This window comes from Pseudomonas sp. Nvir (assembly GCF_963778085.1).
Lineage (GTDB): Bacteria > Pseudomonadota > Gammaproteobacteria > Pseudomonadales > Pseudomonadaceae > Aquipseudomonas > Aquipseudomonas juntendi.
On sequence record NZ_OY970405.1, the window covers coordinates 874,999 to 894,704 of the forward strand.

The 19,706-nt window shown below is 65.0% G+C and carries 17 protein-coding genes and 1 pseudogene; 11 read left to right on the forward strand and 7 right to left on the reverse strand.

Features of this window, described 5'->3' with window-relative positions:
• Positions 1-23: 23 nt before the first annotated feature.
• On the reverse strand, positions 24-326 hold the full coding sequence (locus AACG97_RS04390) for a DUF3565 domain-containing protein (protein WP_054890460.1): 303 nt from the start codon (positions 324-326) through the stop codon (positions 24-26).
• Between AACG97_RS04390 and AACG97_RS04395 the strand changes: the two genes are divergently transcribed.
• Together AACG97_RS04395 and AACG97_RS04400 are read left to right on the forward strand one after the other, a co-directional pair.
• Entirely contained in the window at positions 325-810 is a 486-nt protein-coding gene (locus AACG97_RS04395) for an FKBP-type peptidyl-prolyl cis-trans isomerase (RefSeq protein WP_029887748.1), read from the forward strand. The two genes, AACG97_RS04390 and AACG97_RS04395, sit on opposite strands and share 2 nt — an antisense overlap.
• A 144-nt stretch (positions 811-954) precedes the next feature.
• Entirely contained in the window at positions 955-1,437 is a 483-nt protein-coding gene (locus AACG97_RS04400; RefSeq protein WP_009682696.1) for a glutathione peroxidase, read from the forward strand.
• A 121-nt stretch (positions 1,438-1,558) separates the two neighbouring features.
• Here AACG97_RS04400 and AACG97_RS04405 read toward each other — a convergent pair whose 3' ends face one another.
• Positions 1,559-2,749: a glycosyltransferase family 4 protein gene (locus tag AACG97_RS04405; protein WP_054890457.1), complete on the reverse strand. Its 1,191-nt coding sequence runs from the start codon at positions 2,747-2,749 to the stop codon at positions 1,559-1,561.
• 266 nt (positions 2,750-3,015) lie between these two features.
• Here AACG97_RS04405 and AACG97_RS27965 point away from each other — a divergent pair.
• Both AACG97_RS27965 and AACG97_RS27970 read left to right on the forward strand, forming a co-directional pair.
• Positions 3,016-3,702 (forward strand): annotated as a pseudogene (locus tag AACG97_RS27965) (PAS domain-containing protein); the annotation flags it as partial.
• A gap of 129 nt (positions 3,703-3,831) precedes the next feature.
• Complete coding sequence (locus AACG97_RS27970) at positions 3,832-4,242, forward strand: methyl-accepting chemotaxis protein (protein WP_371928201.1); 411 nt, start codon at positions 3,832-3,834, stop codon at positions 4,240-4,242.
• 166 nt (positions 4,243-4,408) lie between these two features.
• Here AACG97_RS27970 and cysZ read toward each other — a convergent pair whose 3' ends face one another.
• Positions 4,409-5,137: a sulfate transporter CysZ gene (cysZ, locus tag AACG97_RS04415; RefSeq protein WP_054890456.1), complete on the reverse strand. Its 729-nt coding sequence runs from the start codon at positions 5,135-5,137 to the stop codon at positions 4,409-4,411.
• A 322-nt stretch (positions 5,138-5,459) separates the two neighbouring features.
• On the opposite strand from cysZ, the gene trxB reads away from it, so the two are divergent.
• Entirely contained in the window at positions 5,460-6,422 is a 963-nt protein-coding gene (gene trxB, locus AACG97_RS04420; protein WP_003247318.1) for a thioredoxin-disulfide reductase, read from the forward strand.
• Positions 6,423-6,798: 376 nt separating this feature from the next.
• Here the strand turns inward: trxB and nadC are convergent, their stop codons facing one another.
• Complete coding sequence (gene nadC, locus AACG97_RS04425) at positions 6,799-7,647, reverse strand: carboxylating nicotinate-nucleotide diphosphorylase (RefSeq protein ID WP_009682701.1); 849 nt, start codon at positions 7,645-7,647, stop codon at positions 6,799-6,801.
• A 221-nt stretch (positions 7,648-7,868) separates the two neighbouring features.
• On the opposite strand from nadC, the gene AACG97_RS04430 reads away from it, so the two are divergent.
• The 3 genes from AACG97_RS04430 to ampE all read left to right on the forward strand — a co-directional run bounded on the left by AACG97_RS04430 (position 7,869) and on the right by ampE (position 11,471).
• Positions 7,869-9,998: a DUF1631 domain-containing protein gene (locus AACG97_RS04430; protein ID WP_197886393.1), complete on the forward strand. Its 2,130-nt coding sequence runs from the start codon at positions 7,869-7,871 to the stop codon at positions 9,996-9,998.
• Between the two features lie 73 nt (positions 9,999-10,071).
• Positions 10,072-10,644 (forward strand): 1,6-anhydro-N-acetylmuramyl-L-alanine amidase AmpD, encoded by a 573-nt coding sequence (ampD, locus tag AACG97_RS04435; RefSeq protein ID WP_197886392.1) that lies wholly within the window; start codon positions 10,072-10,074, stop codon positions 10,642-10,644.
• Positions 10,641-11,471, forward strand: coding sequence for a regulatory signaling modulator protein AmpE (gene ampE, locus AACG97_RS04440; RefSeq protein ID WP_054890468.1), 831 nt, complete (start codon positions 10,641-10,643; stop codon positions 11,469-11,471). The genes ampD and ampE overlap by 4 nt, the downstream gene beginning before the upstream one ends.
• A gap of 21 nt (positions 11,472-11,492) precedes the next feature.
• Here ampE and AACG97_RS04445 read toward each other — a convergent pair whose 3' ends face one another.
• Positions 11,493-12,269 (reverse strand): TatD family hydrolase, encoded by a 777-nt coding sequence (locus AACG97_RS04445; RefSeq protein WP_054890467.1) that lies wholly within the window; start codon positions 12,267-12,269, stop codon positions 11,493-11,495.
• 2 nt (positions 12,270-12,271) lie between these two features.
• Positions 12,272-13,267, reverse strand: coding sequence for a catabolite repressor/activator (gene cra / locus AACG97_RS04450; RefSeq protein ID WP_125855254.1), 996 nt, complete (start codon positions 13,265-13,267; stop codon positions 12,272-12,274).
• Positions 13,268-13,655: 388 nt separating this feature from the next.
• Between cra and ptsP the strand changes: the two genes are divergently transcribed.
• From ptsP to AACG97_RS04465, 3 genes are read left to right on the forward strand one after another with little or no spacing between them, the layout of a single operon-like run.
• On the forward strand, positions 13,656-16,508 hold the full coding sequence (ptsP, locus tag AACG97_RS04455) for a phosphoenolpyruvate--protein phosphotransferase (protein WP_070085853.1): 2,853 nt from the start codon (positions 13,656-13,658) through the stop codon (positions 16,506-16,508).
• Positions 16,509-17,456 carry a 1-phosphofructokinase gene (gene pfkB / locus AACG97_RS04460; protein WP_054890464.1) on the forward strand — a complete coding sequence of 316 codons (948 nt, stop codon included), beginning with the start codon at positions 16,509-16,511 and terminating at the stop codon, positions 17,454-17,456.
• Positions 17,453-19,192: a PTS fructose-like transporter subunit IIB gene (locus AACG97_RS04465; RefSeq protein WP_009682710.1), complete on the forward strand. Its 1,740-nt coding sequence runs from the start codon at positions 17,453-17,455 to the stop codon at positions 19,190-19,192. The genes pfkB and AACG97_RS04465 overlap by 4 nt, the downstream gene beginning before the upstream one ends.
• 98 nt (positions 19,193-19,290) lie before the next feature.
• On the opposite strand, the gene AACG97_RS04470 is transcribed toward AACG97_RS04465, so the two are convergent.
• Positions 19,291-19,509, reverse strand: coding sequence for a DUF3820 family protein (locus AACG97_RS04470; protein ID WP_054890463.1), 219 nt, complete (start codon positions 19,507-19,509; stop codon positions 19,291-19,293).
• Between the last annotated feature and the right edge of the window lie 197 nt (positions 19,510-19,706).

Consider the following 19,706-nt stretch of genomic DNA (forward strand, 5'->3'; position numbering starts at 1 on the left):
CTCGAAATAAGCGGTGCAAGAAATTAACGGCCAAGGGTAGCGCTATCGGCCCCTTGTGCGCACCAGCCACATGCGAACGGCTGGCCGATACGCTGCAGGCGCTGGGCCGGGTCGAGCACCCACGGGCGTGCCTGCCACGGCGGTTGGTGGCGCAGGTGCTGGGTGTGGCCGCAGGACAGCTCGGCTACCCAATGGCCTTCTCCGTCCTGGTGAAAGCCGATGATCCGACTGATGGACCGTTGCTGCACGCCAGTGCGTTCGCAATCGGGCGATGGCTTGGTTACACTGGTGCGCTCTACATTCTTTTGCAAAAGGTCTTGCCCCATGCTGATCGCCGCCAACAAGGCTGTCTCCATCGACTATACCCTGACCAACGACGCCGGGGAGACCATCGACAGCTCCGCCGGTGGCGCGCCGCTGGTTTACCTGCACGGTGCCGGCAACATCATTCCAGGCCTGGAAAAAGCCCTGGAAGGCAAGCAAGCCGGTGACGAACTGGAAGTTGCCATCGAACCGGAAGACGCCTACGGCGAATACCTGGCCGAGCTGGTCAGCACCCTGAACCGCAGTCTGTTCGAAGGCGTCGACCAGCTGGAAGTGGGTATGCAGTTCCACGCTTCGGCGCCGGATGGCCAGATGCAGATCGTGACCATCCGCGACGTGGACGGCGACGACATCACCGTTGACGGCAACCACCCGCTGGCTGGCCAGCGTCTGAACTTCAAGGTCAAGGTCGTCAACGTGCGTGACGCCAGCGACGAAGAAATCGCTCACCGTCATATCCACGGTGAAGGTGGCCATCACCACTGATTTTCTGCGCTAAGCTCAGAAAGTCGCCAGGCGCTCGGGCAAGCCGATCTGCCTTCCTACGGGAGGTGGGCGGTTTGAACGGGCGCCTTTTTAGTGGGCGCGATTTGCCTGCGCGGCAACCCGGAAGCTGAGAGGGGGTTCATCATGAGTGCATTTCACGAGCTGAAACTGGAGGCGCTGAACGGCGGGGAGCTGCCCCTCGCACCGTTCAAGGGCCAAGTGGTGCTGGTGGTCAACGTCGCTTCCAAGTGTGGTCTCACGCCGCAATACAAGGCCCTGGAAAACCTCTATCAGGTTTACAAGGACAAGGGCTTCAATGTGCTTGGCCTGCCGTGCAACCAGTTTGCCGGGCAAGAGCCGGGCAGTGAAAAGGAAATCCAGGACTTCTGCAGCTTGAACTACGGGGTGAGCTTCCCGCTGGCGGGCAAGCTGGAGGTCAACGGGGCGCAGCGCCATTCGCTGTATCGCCTGCTGGCGGGTGAGGGCGCCGAGTTCCCCGGCGACATTACCTGGAACTTCGAAAAGTTTCTGGTGGGCAAGGACGGCCGAGTGCTGGCGCGTTTTTCTCCCCGCACGGCGCCAGATGACCCGGCGGTGGTGCAGGCCATCGAGAAAGCGTTGGCCTGACGCGGTCGTCTTTAGGAGCGGCCTTGTGTCGCGATCGGGCCGCATGGCGGCCTCCGGATATAGGCATTGTTGCAACTATCGAGGGTCTGCTCTGCAGCCCGATCGCGACACGAGGCCGCTCCTACACAGATCGCGTAGCACCCAGCCTCGAAGCAGGTGAAGTCGCAGCCTGGTTCCGGGCTGCGTGCAAATACCCCTCGAACTGCTCGACAATCGCCTGCCAGCCCTGGCGGCTGGCATGCTGCCGCGCATTCAGGCGCACGCGACGCAGCGTTTCCTCTTCCTCCAGCAGCCAGCAGGCGGCATCGATGAATGCGGGCTGGTCGCCCGGCATGGCCAACGCACCGTTGTGGCCATGGCGGATATGTTGCGCAGCTGCCGCCTGGTCACAGGCAACCACCGCCAACCCCGAAGCCATGGCCTCGAGCACTACGTTGCCGAAGGTTTCGCTTGTGCTGGGGAACAGGAACAGGTCGCCACTGGCGTAGTGTTGTGCCAACACTTCGCCGCGCTGGGCGCCGCAGAAGAGCGCCTCGGGGAGCTGCTGCTGGAGGGCGGCGCGCTGTGGGCCGTCACCCACCAGAACAAGGCGCAGGCGTTTCTGTGGATAGGTTTGCTGCAAGGCCTGCAGGCAAGGCTGTAGCAGGCGAAGGTTCTTTTCTGCCGCCAAGCGCCCGACGTACAGCACGGCGATGTCGTCTGCACCCAGCCCCCAGCTTTCGCGCAAAGCCTGGCTGCGCCGGGCCGGGTTGAACAGGCAGGCGTCGACCCCGCGGGCCAGCAACCCCAGGTGCTGGAAGCCGCGGCGCTCAAGCTCAAGGCGCTGGCTTGCGCTGGGCACCAAGGTGACCGCCGTGCGCCGGTGGAACCAGCGCAGGTAGAGGGTGAGCAAGCGGCTCAGTAAACCCAGGCCGTAGTGGCCGGAGTACTGCGGGAATTTGGCGTTGAAGCCACTGACCACCGCCAGCCCCAGGCGCCGGGCAGCGCGCAGCGCGCTCAGCCCGAGCGGCCCCTCGGTGGCGATGTAGAGCACGTCCGGGCGCTGCCGGCGCCAGCGGCGTAGCAGCGTGTGCATCGACACCTCGCCCCATTGCAAGCCTGGGTAACCCGGCAGGCCCCAACCGCGGCACAGCACCAGCTGTGGATTGTGCTGTGCGTGGTTATCGCCGGCCTGGCGTGGGCGTACCAGCTCAACCTGATGGCCGCGCTGGCGCAACCCTTCGCTCAAGCGCCCAAGGGTGTTGGCCACGCCGTTGATTTCGGGTGGGAAGGTTTCGCTGACGAGGGCGATGCGTAGCGCAGGTGTGTTCATGGCAAAAGTTTCTGCCTGCACGATTGCGTCAATGTGACGGTCACGTGGCGCGCAGGTGACAGCTGACCATCGGCTTGTGCAGCGTGCAGATTATTTCCTGGTGCGCCGCTCAAGGGGCCGTGCCGTCGGCCGATGAAGATGCATTCGACCACCTGTTGCGCTCCAGGAGAGCGGTGATGTTCAACAACAAGCTCAAGCAAGAAAACCGGCAACTGCGCGAAGACCTGATGTGTATCGAACAGGTCAAGAGCAGCCTCGACAGCGAGATGCTGGTGCTGCAACTCGACCCCCAGGGACGGATCGAGATGGTCAATGGCAACTTCGAGAGCGAGATGCTCTACCGGGCCGACCAACTGCTTGGACGCAACATCGAGGACATCGTCCCCGCCCATGTGCGATCGCTGGACTTCTACCAGCGGATGAAAGCCGCCATCACTCGTGGCGAGCACCTGAACGGCGCGTTTCGCCTGTTGCGCGGCAATGGCCAGGAAGCCTGGCTGCGCTCTATCCTGCAGCCGGTCAAGAACAGCGAGGGGCGCATTCGCTACTTCACCCTGCATTCCAGCGACCTGACCCGCACCATCGAGGCTTCGCGCGAACATGAGAGCCTGATCAAGGCGCTGATGCGCTCCACGGCGGTCATCGAGTTCGACCTCGACGGTAACGTCCTCACCGCCAACGAGCGCTTCCTGGCCACGGTCGGCTACCGCCTGGAGCAGATTCGCGGCAAGCACCATCGTCTGTTCTGCACGCCGGAAGAGGCCAACTCAACCGCTTACCAGGCGTTCTGGGACAGGCTGCGTCGTGGCGAGTACGTGGCTGACCGCTTCAAGCGCATCGATGCCCACGGCCGGGTGGTCTGGTTGGAGGCCTCCTACAACCCGATCTTCGATGCCCACGACGTGCTGTACAAGGTGGTCAAATTCGCCACCGTGATCACCGACCAGGTCAACCAGGAACAGGCGGTGGCCGAAGCGGCGGATGTCGCCTACACCACCTCGCTGGGCACCGATGCCAGCGCGCGCAAGGCTACCGAGGTGGTCACCCAGAGTGTCAGCGTGATGCGCGGCCTGGAAGCTTCGATGCAAGAGGCGGCCGAGGGTATCCAGGCGCTGGACACGCAGTCGCGGGTGATCGGCTCGATCATCAAGACCATCAGCGATATTGCCGGGCAGACCAACCTGTTGGCGCTCAACGCGGCCATCGAGGCCGCCCGTGCGGGCGAGCAGGGGCGCGGGTTTGCCGTGGTTGCCGACGAAGTCCGGCAATTGGCCTCGCGTACCAGCAGCGCCACCGAGGAAATCGCGCGGGTGGTGCAGCAGAACGAGCAGTTGGCGCAAGCGGCGGTGACGATCATCGACACCAGCAAGCGCCAAGCCGAACAGGGGCTGGCGCTAGCCGATCAGACGGGCAACGTGATTGTCGAGATCCAGGACGGGGCGAAGCGGGTGGTGGATGTGGTGGGGCAGTTTTCCAGCCGATTGGGGCAGTAAAACCCAAACCAGACGCGCTCTGCTTTTTGTAGGAGCGGCCTTGTGTCGCGATAGGGCCGCAAAGCGGCCCCAGCAATTTATGCATCAACGTTGAGATCCTGGGGCCGCGTTGCGGCCCTATCGCGACACAAGGCCGCTCCTGCAGAGATCGCGTAACGCCCAGGGATCAGTCCCGCTCCCGCACCCAGAACAATGTAGCCCCGGCGACCGCCGCCGGCATCATCAGCACGTTCACCCCCGGGATCAGCAACGCCAGGTACGTCACCCCGCCAAAGCCCAGGCTCTGCCAGCGCTTCTGGCGCAGCCAGGCGAGCATGTCCTGCCAGCTCATCTTGTTGTTGTCGGCCGGGTAGTCGATGTACTGGATGGCCATCATCCATACGCCGAAGATCAACCACAGCGGCGCGGCTACCACGTTGACCACCGGAACCAGTGAGAGGATGAACAGGCCGATGGCCCGTGGCAGGAAGTAGCCCAGCTTGCGCATTTCGCGACTGAGCGTGCGCGGTACCATTGCCACCAGTTCGCCCCAGCTGAATGCCGGGAAGTTGTCTTCGCCACGTACCACCACTTCAACCTTTTCGGCGAGAAAACCGTTGAACGGCGCGGCGATGACGTTGGCGACCAGCGTGAAGGTGAAGAACACCATCAACACCACCAAGGCGACGAACAGCGGCCAGAGGATGTAGGTAAGGAAGCTCAGCCAGCTCGGCAAGCTTGGCATCAGGGCATCCACCCAGAGGCTGAACTGATGGCCGGCGAAGTAGATCAGGCCACCGAACAGCAGCAGGTTGACCGCCAGCGGCAGCAGCACGAACAAGCGCAGGTTGGGGCTGAGCACCAGTTTCAGGCCTTCGCGCAGGTATTGGGGGCCAGAGAGGACAGGGGCTTGCATCGAGGTACTCCGCAGAGAAGGGAAACGCGCTGACCTTACCGAGTTTGGCGTGCCGACGAAAGGCAGCGTGGGGTCGGGAAACCGGCTGTAACAAAAGCATCGACAGTATGACCACCGATGAAATCGCAGCATAGACGATGCCTATGAGGTGGATTGTCGAAGGATATTTCCTTAATCTTTGCGACCTCGCTACAGTGCGTTCACCTTTCCGCTTTCCGGGCCTGCGCGTTGTAGCCTTCCCCAAGTGCTGCGTGGGTCCTTTTAAATTTTCCAGCTGGCGCCGCCGGTGTATCGAAACCGGCCCGCTCGACAGGAGTTCGACATGTCTGAAGTACGTCATTCGCGCGTCATCATTCTGGGTTCCGGCCCTGCCGGTTACAGCGCTGCGGTGTATGCCGCCCGTGCCAACCTCAAGCCGCTGCTGATCACCGGCATGCAGGCCGGTGGCCAGCTGACCACCACTACCGAAGTCGACAACTGGCCGGGCGACCCGCACGGTCTGACTGGCCCGGCCCTGATGCAGCGTATGCAGGAGCATGCCGAGCGCTTTGAAACCGAGATCGTGTTCGACCACATCAATGCTGTCGACCTGGCCAACAAACCATTCACCCTGCAGGGTGACAGCGGCAAGTACACCTGCGACGCACTGATCATCGCCACTGGCGCCAGCGCCCGCTACCTGGGCCTGCCGTCGGAAGAAACCTTCATGGGCAAGGGCGTTTCGGCCTGCGCTACCTGCGACGGTTTCTTCTACCGCAACAAGCCGGTCGCTGTGGTGGGCGGTGGCAACACTGCCGTGGAAGAGGCCTTGTACCTGGCCAACATCGCCAGCAAGGTGACCCTGGTGCACCGCCGCGAAACCTTCCGCGCCGAGAAGATCCTGGTCGACAAGCTCAACGCCCGCGTGGCCGAAGGCAAGATCGAGCTCAAGCTCAACGCCACCCTGGACGAAGTACTGGGTGACAACATGGGCGTGACCGGTGCGCGCCTGAAGAACAACGACGGCAGCAGCGATGAAATCAAGGTCGATGGCGTGTTCATCGCCATTGGCCATACCCCGAACACGTCGCTGTTCGAAGGCCAGCTGACCCTCAAGGACGGCTACCTGGTGGTCAACGGCGGCCGTGAAGGCAATGCTACCGCCACCAACGTCGAAGGCGTATTCGCGGCCGGTGACGTGGCCGACCACGTGTACCGCCAGGCGATTACCTCGGCCGGTGCTGGCTGCATGGCAGCGCTGGACGTCGAGCGCTATCTGGACGGGTTGGCCAACGCCTCGTTCTGATTTGCCAAGTGCACGGGGGGCTCGCGCCCCCAACTGGAAACCGGCTCGCCGCAGCATCTTCAGCGCCTGTGAGTTTGAGCGCCGCCCGCGCGGCGCATCGCGAGCTGCGCTCGCTCCTACGTTTGTTTCGGGCCAGTAATCCCTGTGCCAGGCGCGCGCGGCCGCCTTGTTCGTACGGCGCCATATTGAGGCATGCGCCAAGGCGTTCGCGCGCAGATCCCACAGGCATAATTGGCCTGAAAAAAACGTAGGAGCGAGCGCAGCTCGCGATGCGCCGCGCGGGCGGCGCTCGATCTCCCAGGCGCTGCATATCTTGTGGCAAACACCTGTCAGCCCTGATGCGATCCCTGTGGGAGCTGGCTTGCCTGCGATCAGCTCACAGGCTCAGCCGCATCGACAGATCGACCGCCTTCACATCCTTGGTCATCGCCCCGATCGAGATGTAGTCCACGCCCGTTTCGGCAATCACCCGCAGGGTGCTCTCGTTGACCCCGCCGCTGGCCTCCAGCTTGGCCTTGCCGGCCGTGATGCGCACAGCCTCACGCATTTCTTCCAGGCTCAGTTCGTCGAGCATGATGATGTCAGCCCCCGCCGCCAGCGCCTCGCGCAGTTCGCCAAGGCTCTCCACTTCTATTTCCACCGGTTTGCCCGGGGCAATGCGGTGCGCAGCCGCCACGGCCTGAGCCACGCCGCCGCTGGCGGCGATGTGGTTCTCCTTGATCAGGAAAGCGTCGTACAGGCCGATGCGGTGGTTGTCGCAGCCGCCACAGGTCACCGCGTACTTTTGCGCCAGGCGCAGGCCAGGCAGCGTTTTGCGGGTGTCCAGCAGGCGCACCTGGGTGCCTTCTACCAGGCTGGCAAGAAAGCGCGCACGGGTGGCGACACCCGACAGCAGTTGCAGGAAGTTCAGGGCACTGCGCTCACCGCTGAGCAGCGAACGGGCTGGGCCTTCGAGGTGAAACAGGGGCTGGTTGGCGCTGGCACGGTCACCGTCAGTGACTTGCCAGTGCACCGCCACCCGCGGGTCGAGCTGGCGGAAGACCGCATCGACCCAGGCAGTGCCGGCGATCACACAGTCCTCGCGGGTGATGATGGTCGCCTTGGCCAGGCGCTCGGCCGGGATCAACTGCGCGGTGATATCGCCACTGCCGATGTCCTCCAACAGCGCACGGCGCACGTTGGCTTCGATTTCAGCGGTCAGGTCGGCAAGGCGTAGGTTCGGCATGGTCGGCTCCACAAGCAAGATGCCCGCGATTATAGGGCAGGGGGCTGGTGTGTACAGCCGCCTTGGCGCCGACCTTTGGTCGGCGCGTGGGGGGTGCCTGCCTGGGGTGAATCCGTGCTGGCAGCGCTGAGGGTTTTTGCCGATAATGGCGACCAGTATTTGGCGTCATAGCTTTGACGATACCTGCTGCGGCGGGCAACCCACCCTGCAAGGAGTCCAGGATGCATGAAGAAGGCAAGGTGGTGCCCCTGGCGGCCGCCATCGACCGGGGCCGGCGTGCGCCTCTGCCTTGCCATCCGGTGTTGCTGCTGCAAGTACGCGACAAGGCCGCCCTGCAGTTGCGCCTGGGCTTGCAGGCGCTGTTCGACAACGCTGACGACACCCTGTTCGAGATGGCTGACAAAGCCTTCGAGCACGCCGACCAGAACTTGTATTTCGAGGCCATGCGCGACCTGCGCCTGAAGCGCAAAAGCATTGAGCGTGGCTTTCTCGACATCTTCCATACGACTTTCGCCCGCATCGGCCAGGCGGACCTGTTGCTGCACCTGGCCCAGCCGGGGAACACGTGCGGCAAAGCGCAGGCCGAGCGGGTCGCTGCTGTCGAAGGCATGGTGGGGCGCGTGCTGGCACGTCATCGCCCGGCCTTGCAACAGCTCGGGCTGCGCTTGCAGGTGCTGCTCGACCGCCCCGTGTACGAGGGTGACAACCCGCTAGGGCCCGCCGCATTATGTGGTTACTTCCTCGATGCCGGGCGTAACCTGGGGGTTTGCCTGCGGGTGAAGCTGGTGTTGCTCACGCTGTTCGAGCGCTATGTGCTCAGTGATGCCGATGTGATCTACGGCGAGGCCAACCAGCTGCTGGCTGCCGCCGGCGTGCTGCCCGAACTGCAACCGGTACCGCGCCGGCCTGCCGAGGAGCGGCGCCTGGGCGCGCGACGTTGCCCGCCCATGCCAGGCCAGGATGTGGGCGCGGACGCAGCCGGGCAGGCGTTTTTTGCCTCGTTGCAAACCCTGCTGGCGCCGGTGCGGGGGCAATTTGCCCCACGTTTGCAGGGGGTGGCTGCCGCCCAGCCGATCAGCACCACCGACCTGCTGCGGTTACTGACCCATTTGCAGCATTATGTGCCCGCCACGCACGAGGCAGATGACTTCGAGCTTGGCCAGCAGCTTGAGCAATTGCTGCTGCGGGTCAGCGTGCGCAGTGGCATACGCAGGCGTATCGCGGTCGCCGACGAAGACATGATCAACCTCGTGAACCTGCTGTTCGCGTTCATTCAGCAGGACGACAACCTGCCGGCCAGCCTGCGGGCGCTGATCATCCGGCTGCACATTCCGCTGCTGAAGGTGGCGCTGCTGGACAAGGGGTTGTTCTGCGGGGCTGGCCACCCCGCACGGCGGCTGCTCAACGAAATCGCAGCGGCGGCCATCGGCTGGGAGAGTGGCCGCGAAGATGTGCGCGACAGTCTGCACGTGCGGGTGGCGCTGATCGTGCAGCGCGTGCTCAGTGAATTTGACGAAGATACCCGCGTGTTCGACCACCTGCTGCAAGATTTTCTCGCGTTCAGCCAAGAGGAGCGGCGGCGCAGCGATTTGCTCGAGCAACGTACCCGCGACGCCGAAGAGGGCCGCGCACGCACCTTGCAGGCCAGGCACCAGGTGCAGCAATTGCTCAACCAGCGCCTGCGCGGCCAGGTGTTGCCCCAGGTGGTGGTGCAGATGCTGGTACAGGCCTGGAGCCAGGTCCTGCTGCTGGCCTGGCTGAAGCACGGCGAGGGTTCCGGGGCCTGGTGCGATGCCGTGCAGACCATGGACACCCTGCTGCTCAGCGTTACCCCGGGCCGTGAGCCGCAAACCCTGTTGCAGCAGGTGCCAGGCCTGCTCAAGGCGTTGCGCGACGGCTTGGCCAGCGTGGCGCAGGACTCGCTCACGACCCGCGCATTCTTCCAGCAGCTTGAGCGGTTGCACCTGTGCGCCTGCGGGGGAGGCCAGTGGCAACCCTTGGACCAGGTGCGGGTGACGCAAGCGATTGTCCTGGCAAGTGCCGAAGAACCAGGCTGCCCGCCGCCAGGGCGCGACAGCGGGCACGCTGCGGCAGTGCGCCAGGCGCAGCGCCTGCGCGTCGGAACCTGGGTCCAGGTGCTGGATGAAGACCCACCACTGCGCTGCAAGCTGGTAGCACGTGTCGAGAACAGCGACAGGCTGGTGTTCAGCAACCGCACCGGCCTGAAAGTGCGAGAGTGGAGCAGCGCCAGCCTGGCCAGGGCACTGCAGCGCGGCGAAGTGCGGGTGCTGGGTGACGGGCTGTTGTTCGAGCGTGCACTGGAGGCCGTACTTGACGGCCTGCACCCGTGATCATTCACCTGCACAGGGCGAGAGCCGCAAGGCATACTGTTGTCCTGTTCAAGGCGTTTTCAGGATCTGCCCCATGCAATTGGACCGTGCCACTGGCTGGTTCCACGGAAACGGAATCACCCATTGCCCTTCGCCCAACTTCAATGCTCGGCCGGAGGGCGAAGCGATTTCCCTGCTGGTGATTCACAACATCAGCCTGCCGCCGGCGTGTTTCGGTACCGGCAAGGTTCAGCAATTTTTCCAGAACCGCCTGGACCCCCAGGAACACCCGTACTTTGCCAGCATCAGCCACCTGACCGTGTCCGCCCACCTGTTCATCGAGCGTGATGGCGCGGTGACCCAGTTCGTGTCGCTGTGCGACCGCGCCTGGCACGCAGGTGTTTCGTGTTTCGACGGGCGCGAAGGCTGCAATGACTTCTCCATCGGCATCGAGCTGGAAGGCACTGACGACCTGCCCTATACCGATGCCCAGTACACCGTGCTGGAACAGCTTACGCGGCACATCTGCGGTGCCTGGCCGGCCATCGACCTGGGCCGTATCCAGGGCCATAGCGACATTGCCCCGCAGCGCAAGACCGACCCCGGCAAGGCATTCGACTGGCCGCGCTACCGTGAAGCGCTGCGGCACAACGAGGACAAGGCATGAGTTTTCTGGTGTTGGTGCTGGCGCTGTGGGTCGAGAAGTTCTCGGCCCTGCGCCATCAGGTTCAACGTGACGGTTTTTTCCTTGGTGAGCTGGTGCGCCTGGAGCGCAGCGGCAAGGTTCACCCGTGGTGGACGCTGACGCTTCTGGTGCTGGCGCCGGTCGCCCTGCTGGTCTTGCTGTTGCACGTACTGGAGCCGGTGGCCTATGGCCTGCTGGCGCTGCCGGTGCATCTGCTGGTGTTGGTCTACAGCCTGGGCCGCGGTGACGCCAAGGCCTCGCTCGGCCCGTTCCGTGACGCCTGGCGCCGGGGCGATGACCAGGCCGCCTTGCACGTGGCAGAGCGCGACCTTGGCCTGGCGGCCGATGAGCCGCACACGTTGTTGGTGCGGGTGCAGGGCAACTTGCTGTGGCAGGTGTACCAGGGCTTCTTCGCCGTGATCTTCTGGTATTTCGTGCTGGGGCCGGGGGCAGCGTTGGCGTATCGGTTACTGGCGCTGTGCGCTGGGCACAGCGGGCAAGCGGTGCTGAAGGCGCGCGCCGAGCAGTTGCGGCACATCATGGACTGGCTGCCGGTGCGCGTGCTGGCGTTGAGCTTTGCCTTGGTGGGCAATTTCCTGGCGGTGACGCGGGTGATGCTGCACGAGGTGCTCAACTGGCACATCAGCGCCGCACACCTGGTGGCGCGGGTCGGGCGCGTTGCCGACGACATTCCCGACGATGAAGACAGCCAGCGTGGGTTGGGGCGCCTGGACAGCCTGTGGGAGCTGCTGCTGCGCTGCGGGGTGTTGTGGTATGCCGCGTTCGCGCTGTGGACGGTGCTGGCCTGAAATCAGGCGGGGGCAGCGCGGCTACCAGCCGAACAGCTCATACGCGTTGCGGGTACTCGCTGCAGCCAGCTCGCCGGCCTCGACACCCATCACTTGCGCCAGCGCACCGGCTATCTCGGGCAAATGCTCCGGGCTGTTCCTCACCCCTGGGAACATGGCCGGCGCCATGTCTGGCGCATCGGTCTCCAGCACCACGCTGTCCAGCGGCAGGCGCGCCAGGGTCTTGCGCAGCCGCAATGCCTGCGGCCAGGTCGCTGCACCGCCCAGCCCCAGCCGAAAGCCCAGCTTGATGTACTCGCGGGCCTCTTCATAACTGCCGGCAAAGGCATGCACCACCCCCGCCCGTGCCGGTTTGTAGCGCTTGAGCGTGGCAATTACCTGGGCATGGCTGCGGCGCACGTGCAACAGCGCCGGCAGCTGGAAATCACACGCCATCTGCAGTTGCGCTTCGAACAACGCCTGTTGGCGGGCCTTGTCCAGGTGTTCGAGGTAATAGTCCAGGCCAAATTCGCCCACTGCACACAGCCGTGGGTCACCGCGCAGGCGCTCCAGCCACTCGCGCAATTGCTGCAGGTGCTCGGGCCGATGCTGTTCCAGGTAGACCGGGTGCAGGCCCAGCGCGGCGTACAGGCCTGGTTCGGCGCCGGCCAGCGCCCACACCCGCTGGAAGTTCGCCTGGTACACCCCGAGCACGACCATTCGCTCCACCCCGCGCGCCGCTGCGTTGGCCAGCAGGCGCGCGCGGTCGGCGTCGAAGTCGGGGAAGTCCAAGTGGGTGTGGGTGTCGATCAGGCGCATGTTCAGCCTGCGGCGATACGTTGTTTGAACGTACGGCCTATGGCATGCACGCCAGGTTCGTAGCGCTTTTCCTCGATGGCGGCCAGCGCCAGTTCCAGCGCAGTGGCGGCGATCAGGCCGTGCTGCTGGGCCATGGCATTGACCGGCAGTGGCAGGAAGTCCAGCAACTGGTTGTCGCCAAACGTGCCCAACTGCAGCTGCCGGGAGCCGGCGGGGCGCGCCTGCAATGTGTCGAATACCCCTTGCAGCAGCACATACGAGGTGGTCACCAGGGCATCGGGCAGGCCCCCCAGGTCGTCGATCAGTTGCTGCATCAGGCGCTGGCCGCAGGCCCGGCTGAAGGCTTCGCCCTGGTAGCGGCGCACGTCACCGGCATAGCCTTGCAGCGCTTCATCGAAACCACCTGCACGGGCCTGGCTGACCGACAGCTCCGGGCGGGCGCCGAGCAAGGCAATGCTGCGTGGCGCGGCGCGCAGCAGGCTGGCGGCCAGCTGGCGGCTGGCGTCGCGGTCGTCGCTGATCACCGAACAGAAATGCGCAGGGTTCAGGCGGCGGTCGATGGCGATCACCGGCAGGCCTTTGTTCTGCAGTTCGCGGTAGCTGTTATCTTCGGCTGGCAGGCAACTGGCAACGAACAGCGCATCGCAACGACGGGCGCGGAACAGTTGCTGCAACTGGCGTTCGCTTTCGGGTTGGTCATCGCTGCTGGCGATCAGCAACTGGTAGCCGCGGGCGCGGGCGCCCTGTTCCAGTTGCTTGGCAATGCGCGCGTAGCTGGGGTTCTCCAGATCCGGGAGAATGAACCCCAGGGTACGGGTATGCCGGCTGCGCAGGCCAGCAGCCTGTGGGTTGGGGGTGAAGCCGTGGGCCTCGACCACCGCGCGCACCCTGTCGACCGTGCTGCTGCTGATGCGTTGCTGTTCAGCCTTGCCATTGATGACGTAGCTGGCGGTGGTCACGGACACACCGGCCAGACGGGCGATATCGCTGAGTTTCACCGAATTTTCCTTGTTGTTACCGGGGCTGGCGGGCAGGCCGGGCCGGCTAGTTTGACCGCCTACCGGCCATCCGCGCAGACGACTATTGTCGCAATTGTCCGACAAGATGGGGCTTTTTCCTTGGCAGATTATCGAGTAACGTGGCCGCCTGGTCAGATTAAACGTTTCAGCTGCCGATTTTCTGCCTCGGCCGAGAAAGCTGCAAGCGTTAGGCTGGCAGCCCTAAGCTGCAAATTTCAACTTGCAAGCTATAAGAAAAAGCGTGTCGGTGCACTGCCCGCTTTCGCTTGCAACGCGCAGCTCGAGGCCTGCAGCCCGCCGCTGGCCGTTACGTGAATTTCACAACAATACTCCAGTACCCCAACGGGAACTGCATAAGGAGAAGGTCATGCTCGAGCTCGCCAAGGAGCAGATAGCCATGGGTCAGACGGCAGCCGACAAGGCTGAGGCCTTGCGCCTGCTGGCCGACCGGCTGGTTACCGATGGCCTGGTTGCCGACGGGTACTTGCAAGGGCTGCAAGCCCGTGAGGCGCAAGGCTCTACCTTCCTTGGCCAGGGCATCGCCATTCCCCACGGTACGCCGCAAACCCGTGACCTGGTGTATGCCACCGGCGTACGCCTGTTGCAGTTCCCTGAAGGGGTGGACTGGGGTGATGGGCAGATGGTCTACCTGGCCATCGGCATCGCTGCGCGTTCCGATGAACACCTGCGCCTGCTGCAACTGCTGACCCGTGCACTGGGCGAAACCGACCTGGCCGAAGCGCTGCGCCGGGCCAGCTCCGCCGAGGCGTTGCTCAAGCTGCTGCAAGGCGCGCCGCAAGCGCTGGCCCTGGATGCGCAACTGGTCGGCCTGAACCTGCCGGCCGAAGACTTCGACGAACTGGCCTGGCGTGGGGCCCGGCTGTTGCAGCGCGCCGACTGCGTCGACAGCGGTTTTGCCGCCGTGCTGCAGCAGGCCGAGCCGCTGCCGCTGGGCGAAGGCCTGTGGTGGCTGCACAGCGAGCGCCAGGTGCGCCAGCCAGGCCTGGCCTTCGTCACCCCGCAACAGCCGCTGCGCTACCGTGACCAGCCGCTCAATGGCCTGTTTTGCCTGGCCAGCCTCGGCGCGGCCCACCAGGCCTTGCTGGAGCGGCTGTGCGAAGTGCTGATCGAAGGCCGTGGGCAGACGCTCTACCAGGCCACCAGTAGCCGTGCGGTGCTGGAGGTTCTGGGAGGCGAGGCGCCGCCAGACTGGCCCTGCGCCCGCGTGGTGCTGGCCAACCCGCATGGGCTGCATGCCCGCCCGGCCAAAGTGCTGGCGCAACTGGCCAAAGCCTTTGAAGGGGACATCCGCGTGCGCCTGGCCGACAGCGCCCAGCCAGCGGTGTCGGTGAAGAGCCTGAGCAAGCTGCTCAGCCTGGGCGCCCGTCGTGGCCAGGTGCTGGAATTGCTGGCCGAACCCGCGGTTGCCGCCGATGCCTTGCCAGCGCTGCTGGCCGCCATCGAGCAGGGCCTGGGCGAGGAAGTCGAGCCGCTGCCACAGGGCACCAGCGCTGAACCGGAGGCCGCGCCCGAGGTGGTACAAGCGCCACCGGCCGGGAGCCGCATTCAAGGCGTGGGCGCCGCCCCAGGCATCGCCAGCGGCCCCGCGCACGTGTGTGTCGAGCGCGAGTTCGACTACCCCCTGCGTGGCGAGTCGTGCACGCAGGAGCGGCAGAAGCTGCGCGACGCCCTGGCGGTCGTGAGCAGTGAACTGCAGGCGCTGGTGCAGCGCAGCGACAAAGCCATTGGCGAGATTTTCGTCACCCACCAGGAGATGCTTGCCGACCCTGCCCTGACCGACGATGTCGAACAGCGCCTGGCCCAAGGCGAGAGCGCCGCCGCCGCGTGGATGGCGGTGATCGAGGCCGCGGCCCGCCAGCAGGAGGCCTTGCATGATGCCTTGCTGGCCGAGCGCGCCGCCGACCTGCGTGACGTGGGCCGTCGCGTGCTGGCGCAGTTGTGCGGGGTGCAGGCGCAAGTGGAACCCGAGCAGCCCTACGTGCTGGTCATGACCGAAGTGGGCCCATCCGATGTCGCCCGGCTGGACCCGGGCCGGGTGGCCGGTATCGTCACCGCCCAGGGCGGCGCGACCGCGCACAGCGCCATCGTCGCCCGGGCCCTGGGTATCCCCGCCGTGGTTGGCGCAGGGGCCGCGATACTGCTGCTGCAAAGCGGTACACCGCTGCTGCTCGATGGCCAGCGCGGTACGGTCAGCGTGGCGCCGCCGGCCGATGAGCTGCAACGCGCGCTGGCCGAGCGCGACCAGCGCGAGCAGCGTTTGCAGGCTGCCTGGGCCAGCCGTTTCGAGCCCGCGGTTACCCGTGATGGGCATGCAGTCGAGGTGTTTGCCAACATCGGCGAAAGCACTGGCATCGCCAAGGTGGTGGACCAAGGTGCCGAGGGCGTGGGCCTGCTGCGCACCGAGCTGATTTTCATGGCGCACCCTCAAGCGCCGGACGTGGCTACCCAGGAGGCCGAGTACCGCCGTGTGCTCGATGGCCTGGACGGGCGGCCGCTGGTAGTGCGTACCCTGGATGTCGGCGGTGACAAACCGTTGCCGTACTGGCCGATTGCCGCCGAAGAAAACCCGTTCCTTGGCGTGCGCGGCGTGCGCTTGACCCTGCAGCGCCCGCACGTCATGGAAGACCAGTTGCGCGCGTTGCTGCGGGCCGCCGACCAGCGGCCGCTGCGTATCATGTTCCCCATGGTCGGCCAGGTGCACGAATGGCGTGAGGCGCGGGCCATGGTCGAGCGTTTGCGTGCCGAAATCCCGGTCGCCGACCTGCAACTGGGCATCATGGTCGAGGTCCCCTCGGCAGCCCTGCTGGCGCCACAGCTGGCCCGCGAAGTGGACTTTTTCAGCATCGGCACCAACGACCTGACGCAGTACACCCTGGCCATCGACCGTGGCCACCCAAGCCTCTCGGCCCAGGCCGACGGCCTGCACCCGGCGGTGCTCAGCCTGATCGACATGACGGTGCGTGCCGCCCATGCCCATGGCAAATGGGTCGGTGTGTGCGGGGAGCTGGCGGCCGACCCGCAAGCGGTCGCCGTGTTGCTGGGCCTGGACGTGGATGAACTCAGCGTCGCCGCGCGCAGCATTGCCGAAGTCAAGGCCCTGGTCCGCCAGGCCGATCACCAAACGGCCCGCGCCCTGGCGCGCGAGGCCCTGCAACAGGACAGCGCGGCAGCGGTACGCGCGCTGGTGGAGCGTTACTGAATGGCCAAGATCCTCACCCTTACCCTGAACCCGGCGCTGGATCTCACTATCGGCCTGGGCACCTTGCGCCCAGGGCAAGTCAACCGCAGCCAGGCGCAGCACAGTCACGCCGCCGGCAAGGGGCTGAATGTCGCCCAGGTGCTGGCCGACCTGGGGCACAGCGTAACCGTGGGCGGCTTCCTCGGGGGTGACAACCTGCAACCGTTCGAGGCGCTGATCGAAACCCGCGGCTTCGCCGACTGCTTTGTCCGCGTGGCGGGTGAAACCCGCAGCAACATAAAGCTGGTCGAAGCCGATGGCCGCGTGACCGACATCAACGGCCAAGGCCCGCAGGTGGACCAGGCGGCGCGCGATGCCTTGCTCAGCCGCCTGGCCCAGGTCGCGCCAGGCCACGATGCGGTGGTGGTGGCCGGCAGCCTGCCGCGTGGGGTCAGCGCCGAGTGGTTCCAACAATTGCTCGAACAGCTCAAGGCCCAAGGCCTCAAGGTGGCCCTGGACAGCAGCGGTGAAGCTTTGCGGGCCGGTTTGCAAAGCGCGCCGTGGCTGGTCAAGCCCAATACCGAAGAACTGGGCGAAGTGCTCGGCGAGGCAGTGGTTACCCAGGCCCAGCAAGGCGCCGCTGCCGAGCGCCTGTTGGCCAGCGGCATCGAACACGTGGTGGTATCGGCGGGTGAGCAGGGGGTCAGCTGGTACATGCGCGACCGCGTGCTGCACGCAGTCCCGCCCACGGTGCGGGTCGCCAGCACGGTGGGGGCAGGGGATTCCCTGGTCGCCGGCATGGTGCATGGCCTGCTGCAGGGCGAAGCGCCCGCGCAGACCCTGTCCCGGGCCACCGCCATCGCCGCCCAGGCCGTCACCCAGGTTGGCTTCGGCATCTGCGACCGTGAGCAACTGGCTCGGCTGCAGGCGGCCGTGCAACTGACAGAACAACAAGAGGGTTGCCGATGAACATTGCCATTGTCACCGCCTGCCCTAATGGCCAGGTGTCGAGTTTGCTGAGTGCCCGCTTGCTGTCTGCCGCAGCCCAGCGGCGCGGTTGGAGCACCAGTGTCGAGGTGCAGGATGCCGAACACCCCGAGCGGCAACTGAGCGCGACGCAAATCGCCGAGGCCGACTGGGTGCTGGTGGTCAGCACCGGCCCGGTTGACCTGTCCCGCTTCGTCGGCAAGCGCCTGTTCCAGAGCACGCCGTCGCAGGCCCTGGCTGACCGCGAAGGTTTCCTCGATGAGGCGGCGGCCAACGCCCGCTTGCTGACGGATGTGCCAGGCAAGCCGGCGCTGGAAGAGCGTTCTGCCGGCGTTAAGATTGTTGCAGTCACAGCCTGCCCGACCGGTGTGGCTCACACCTTCATGGCCGCGGAGGCTTTGCAGCAGGCAGCGCAACAAGTGGGCTACCAGCTCACCGTGGAAACCCAGGGCTCGGTCGGCGCACGCAACCCGTTGTCTGCCGAAGCCATCGCCCAGGCCGATGTGGTGCTGTTGGCCGCCGACATTGAGGTGCCCACCGCCCGCTTTGCCGGCAAACGTATTTACCGCTGTGGTACCGGGGTCGCCCTCAAGCAGGCGCGGGCCACGCTGGACAAGGCCTTGGCCGAAGGCAAGGTGGAAAACAGCGCCGATGCCGCGGCGGCCGCGCCCGCCAAGGGTGAAAAGACCGGGGTGTACAAGCACCTGCTGACTGGCGTGTCGTTCATGCTGCCTATGGTGGTGGCGGGCGGCCTGCTGATCGCGCTGTCATTCGTGTTCGGCATCGAGGCCTACAAGGAGCCCGGCACCCTGCCGGCGGCGCTGATGCAGATTGGTGGCGAAGCGGCCTTCAAACTGATGGTGCCACTGCTGGCGGGCTATATTGCCTGGTCTATCGCCGACCGCCCCGGGTTGGCGCCGGGCATGATCGGTGGCCTGCTGGCGAGCACCCTGGGTGCCGGCTTCATTGGCGGCATCGTGGCCGGTTTCCTGGCGGGCTACAGCGCCAAGGCCATCGCCCGCTGGGCTCGTTTGCCCAGCAGCCTGGAGGCGCTCAAGCCGATCCTGATCATCCCGTTGCTGGCGAGCCTGTTCACCGGCCTGGTGATGATCTACGTGGTCGGCCAGCCGGTTGCAGCCATGCTGGAAGGCCTTACCCGCTTCCTGGACAGCATGGGCACCACCAACGCCATTCTGCTGGGGCTTTTGCTGGGCGGCATGATGTGTGTCGACCTTGGCGGGCCGATCAACAAGGCCGCCTATGCGTTCTCGGTGGGGCTGCTGGCCTCGTCGAGCTACGCCCCCATGGCCGCGACCATGGCGGCGGGCATGGTGCCGCCGATCGGCCTGGGTATCGCCACCTTCATTGCCCGGCGCAAGTTCGCGCAAAGCGAGCGCGAGGCCGGTAAGGCGGCCCTGGCGTTGGGGCTGTGCTTCATCTCGGAAGGGGCGATCCCGTTTGCTGCCAAAGACCCGCTGCGGGTTATTCCGGCCAGTGTCGCCGGTGGTGCGTTGACCGGGGCATTGTCGATGTACTTCGGCTGCAAGCTGATGGCCCCGCATGGCGGCTTGTTCGTGCTGCTGATCCCTAATGCGATCAACCACGCGCTGCTGTACCTGTTGGCAATCGTCGCGGGCAGTTTGCTCACGGCGGTGGTCTATGCCGTGATCAAGAAGAGTGAGCGGGTAGAGCTGGCTGTGGCGCCCGTTAAAGGCTAGCGGTTTGTATAGGCAGTACTGGCCTCTTCGCGGGTAAGCCCGCTCCTACAGGAATTTCGCAGGCTTGCAGAGTGCGCGGGCCACCTGAGGGAGCGGGTTCACCCGTGCTTCTGCCGCAATGGCTTTAGCAGATCACCCAGGCCGTTATGGTCGATCTCATGCATCAACGCCAGCAACCTCCCCAGTTCCCCCGTAGGGAAACCCTTGCGTGCGAACCAGGCCAGGTAGTCTCCCGGCAAGTCGGCAATGCATCGCCCCTGGTATTTGCCGAAGGGCATCGTGCGGGTCACCAACAGTTCCAGGGTTTCGGGTTTCATCAGAAGAGACCGGGTTGTGACGAAGCGCCGACCATACTGCAATCTGCACGAGCGCCCAAGCGGTAATCATGCAGAACACCGGTATCCGGCTTTTCTGGTTGTTATCTAAGCTGTTGATATTAAAGAATATTCAAGATCATTCCAGGTTGGCACGAACACTGCTCCTATCCAGATGACTATCACCTGCCAAGGAGCTT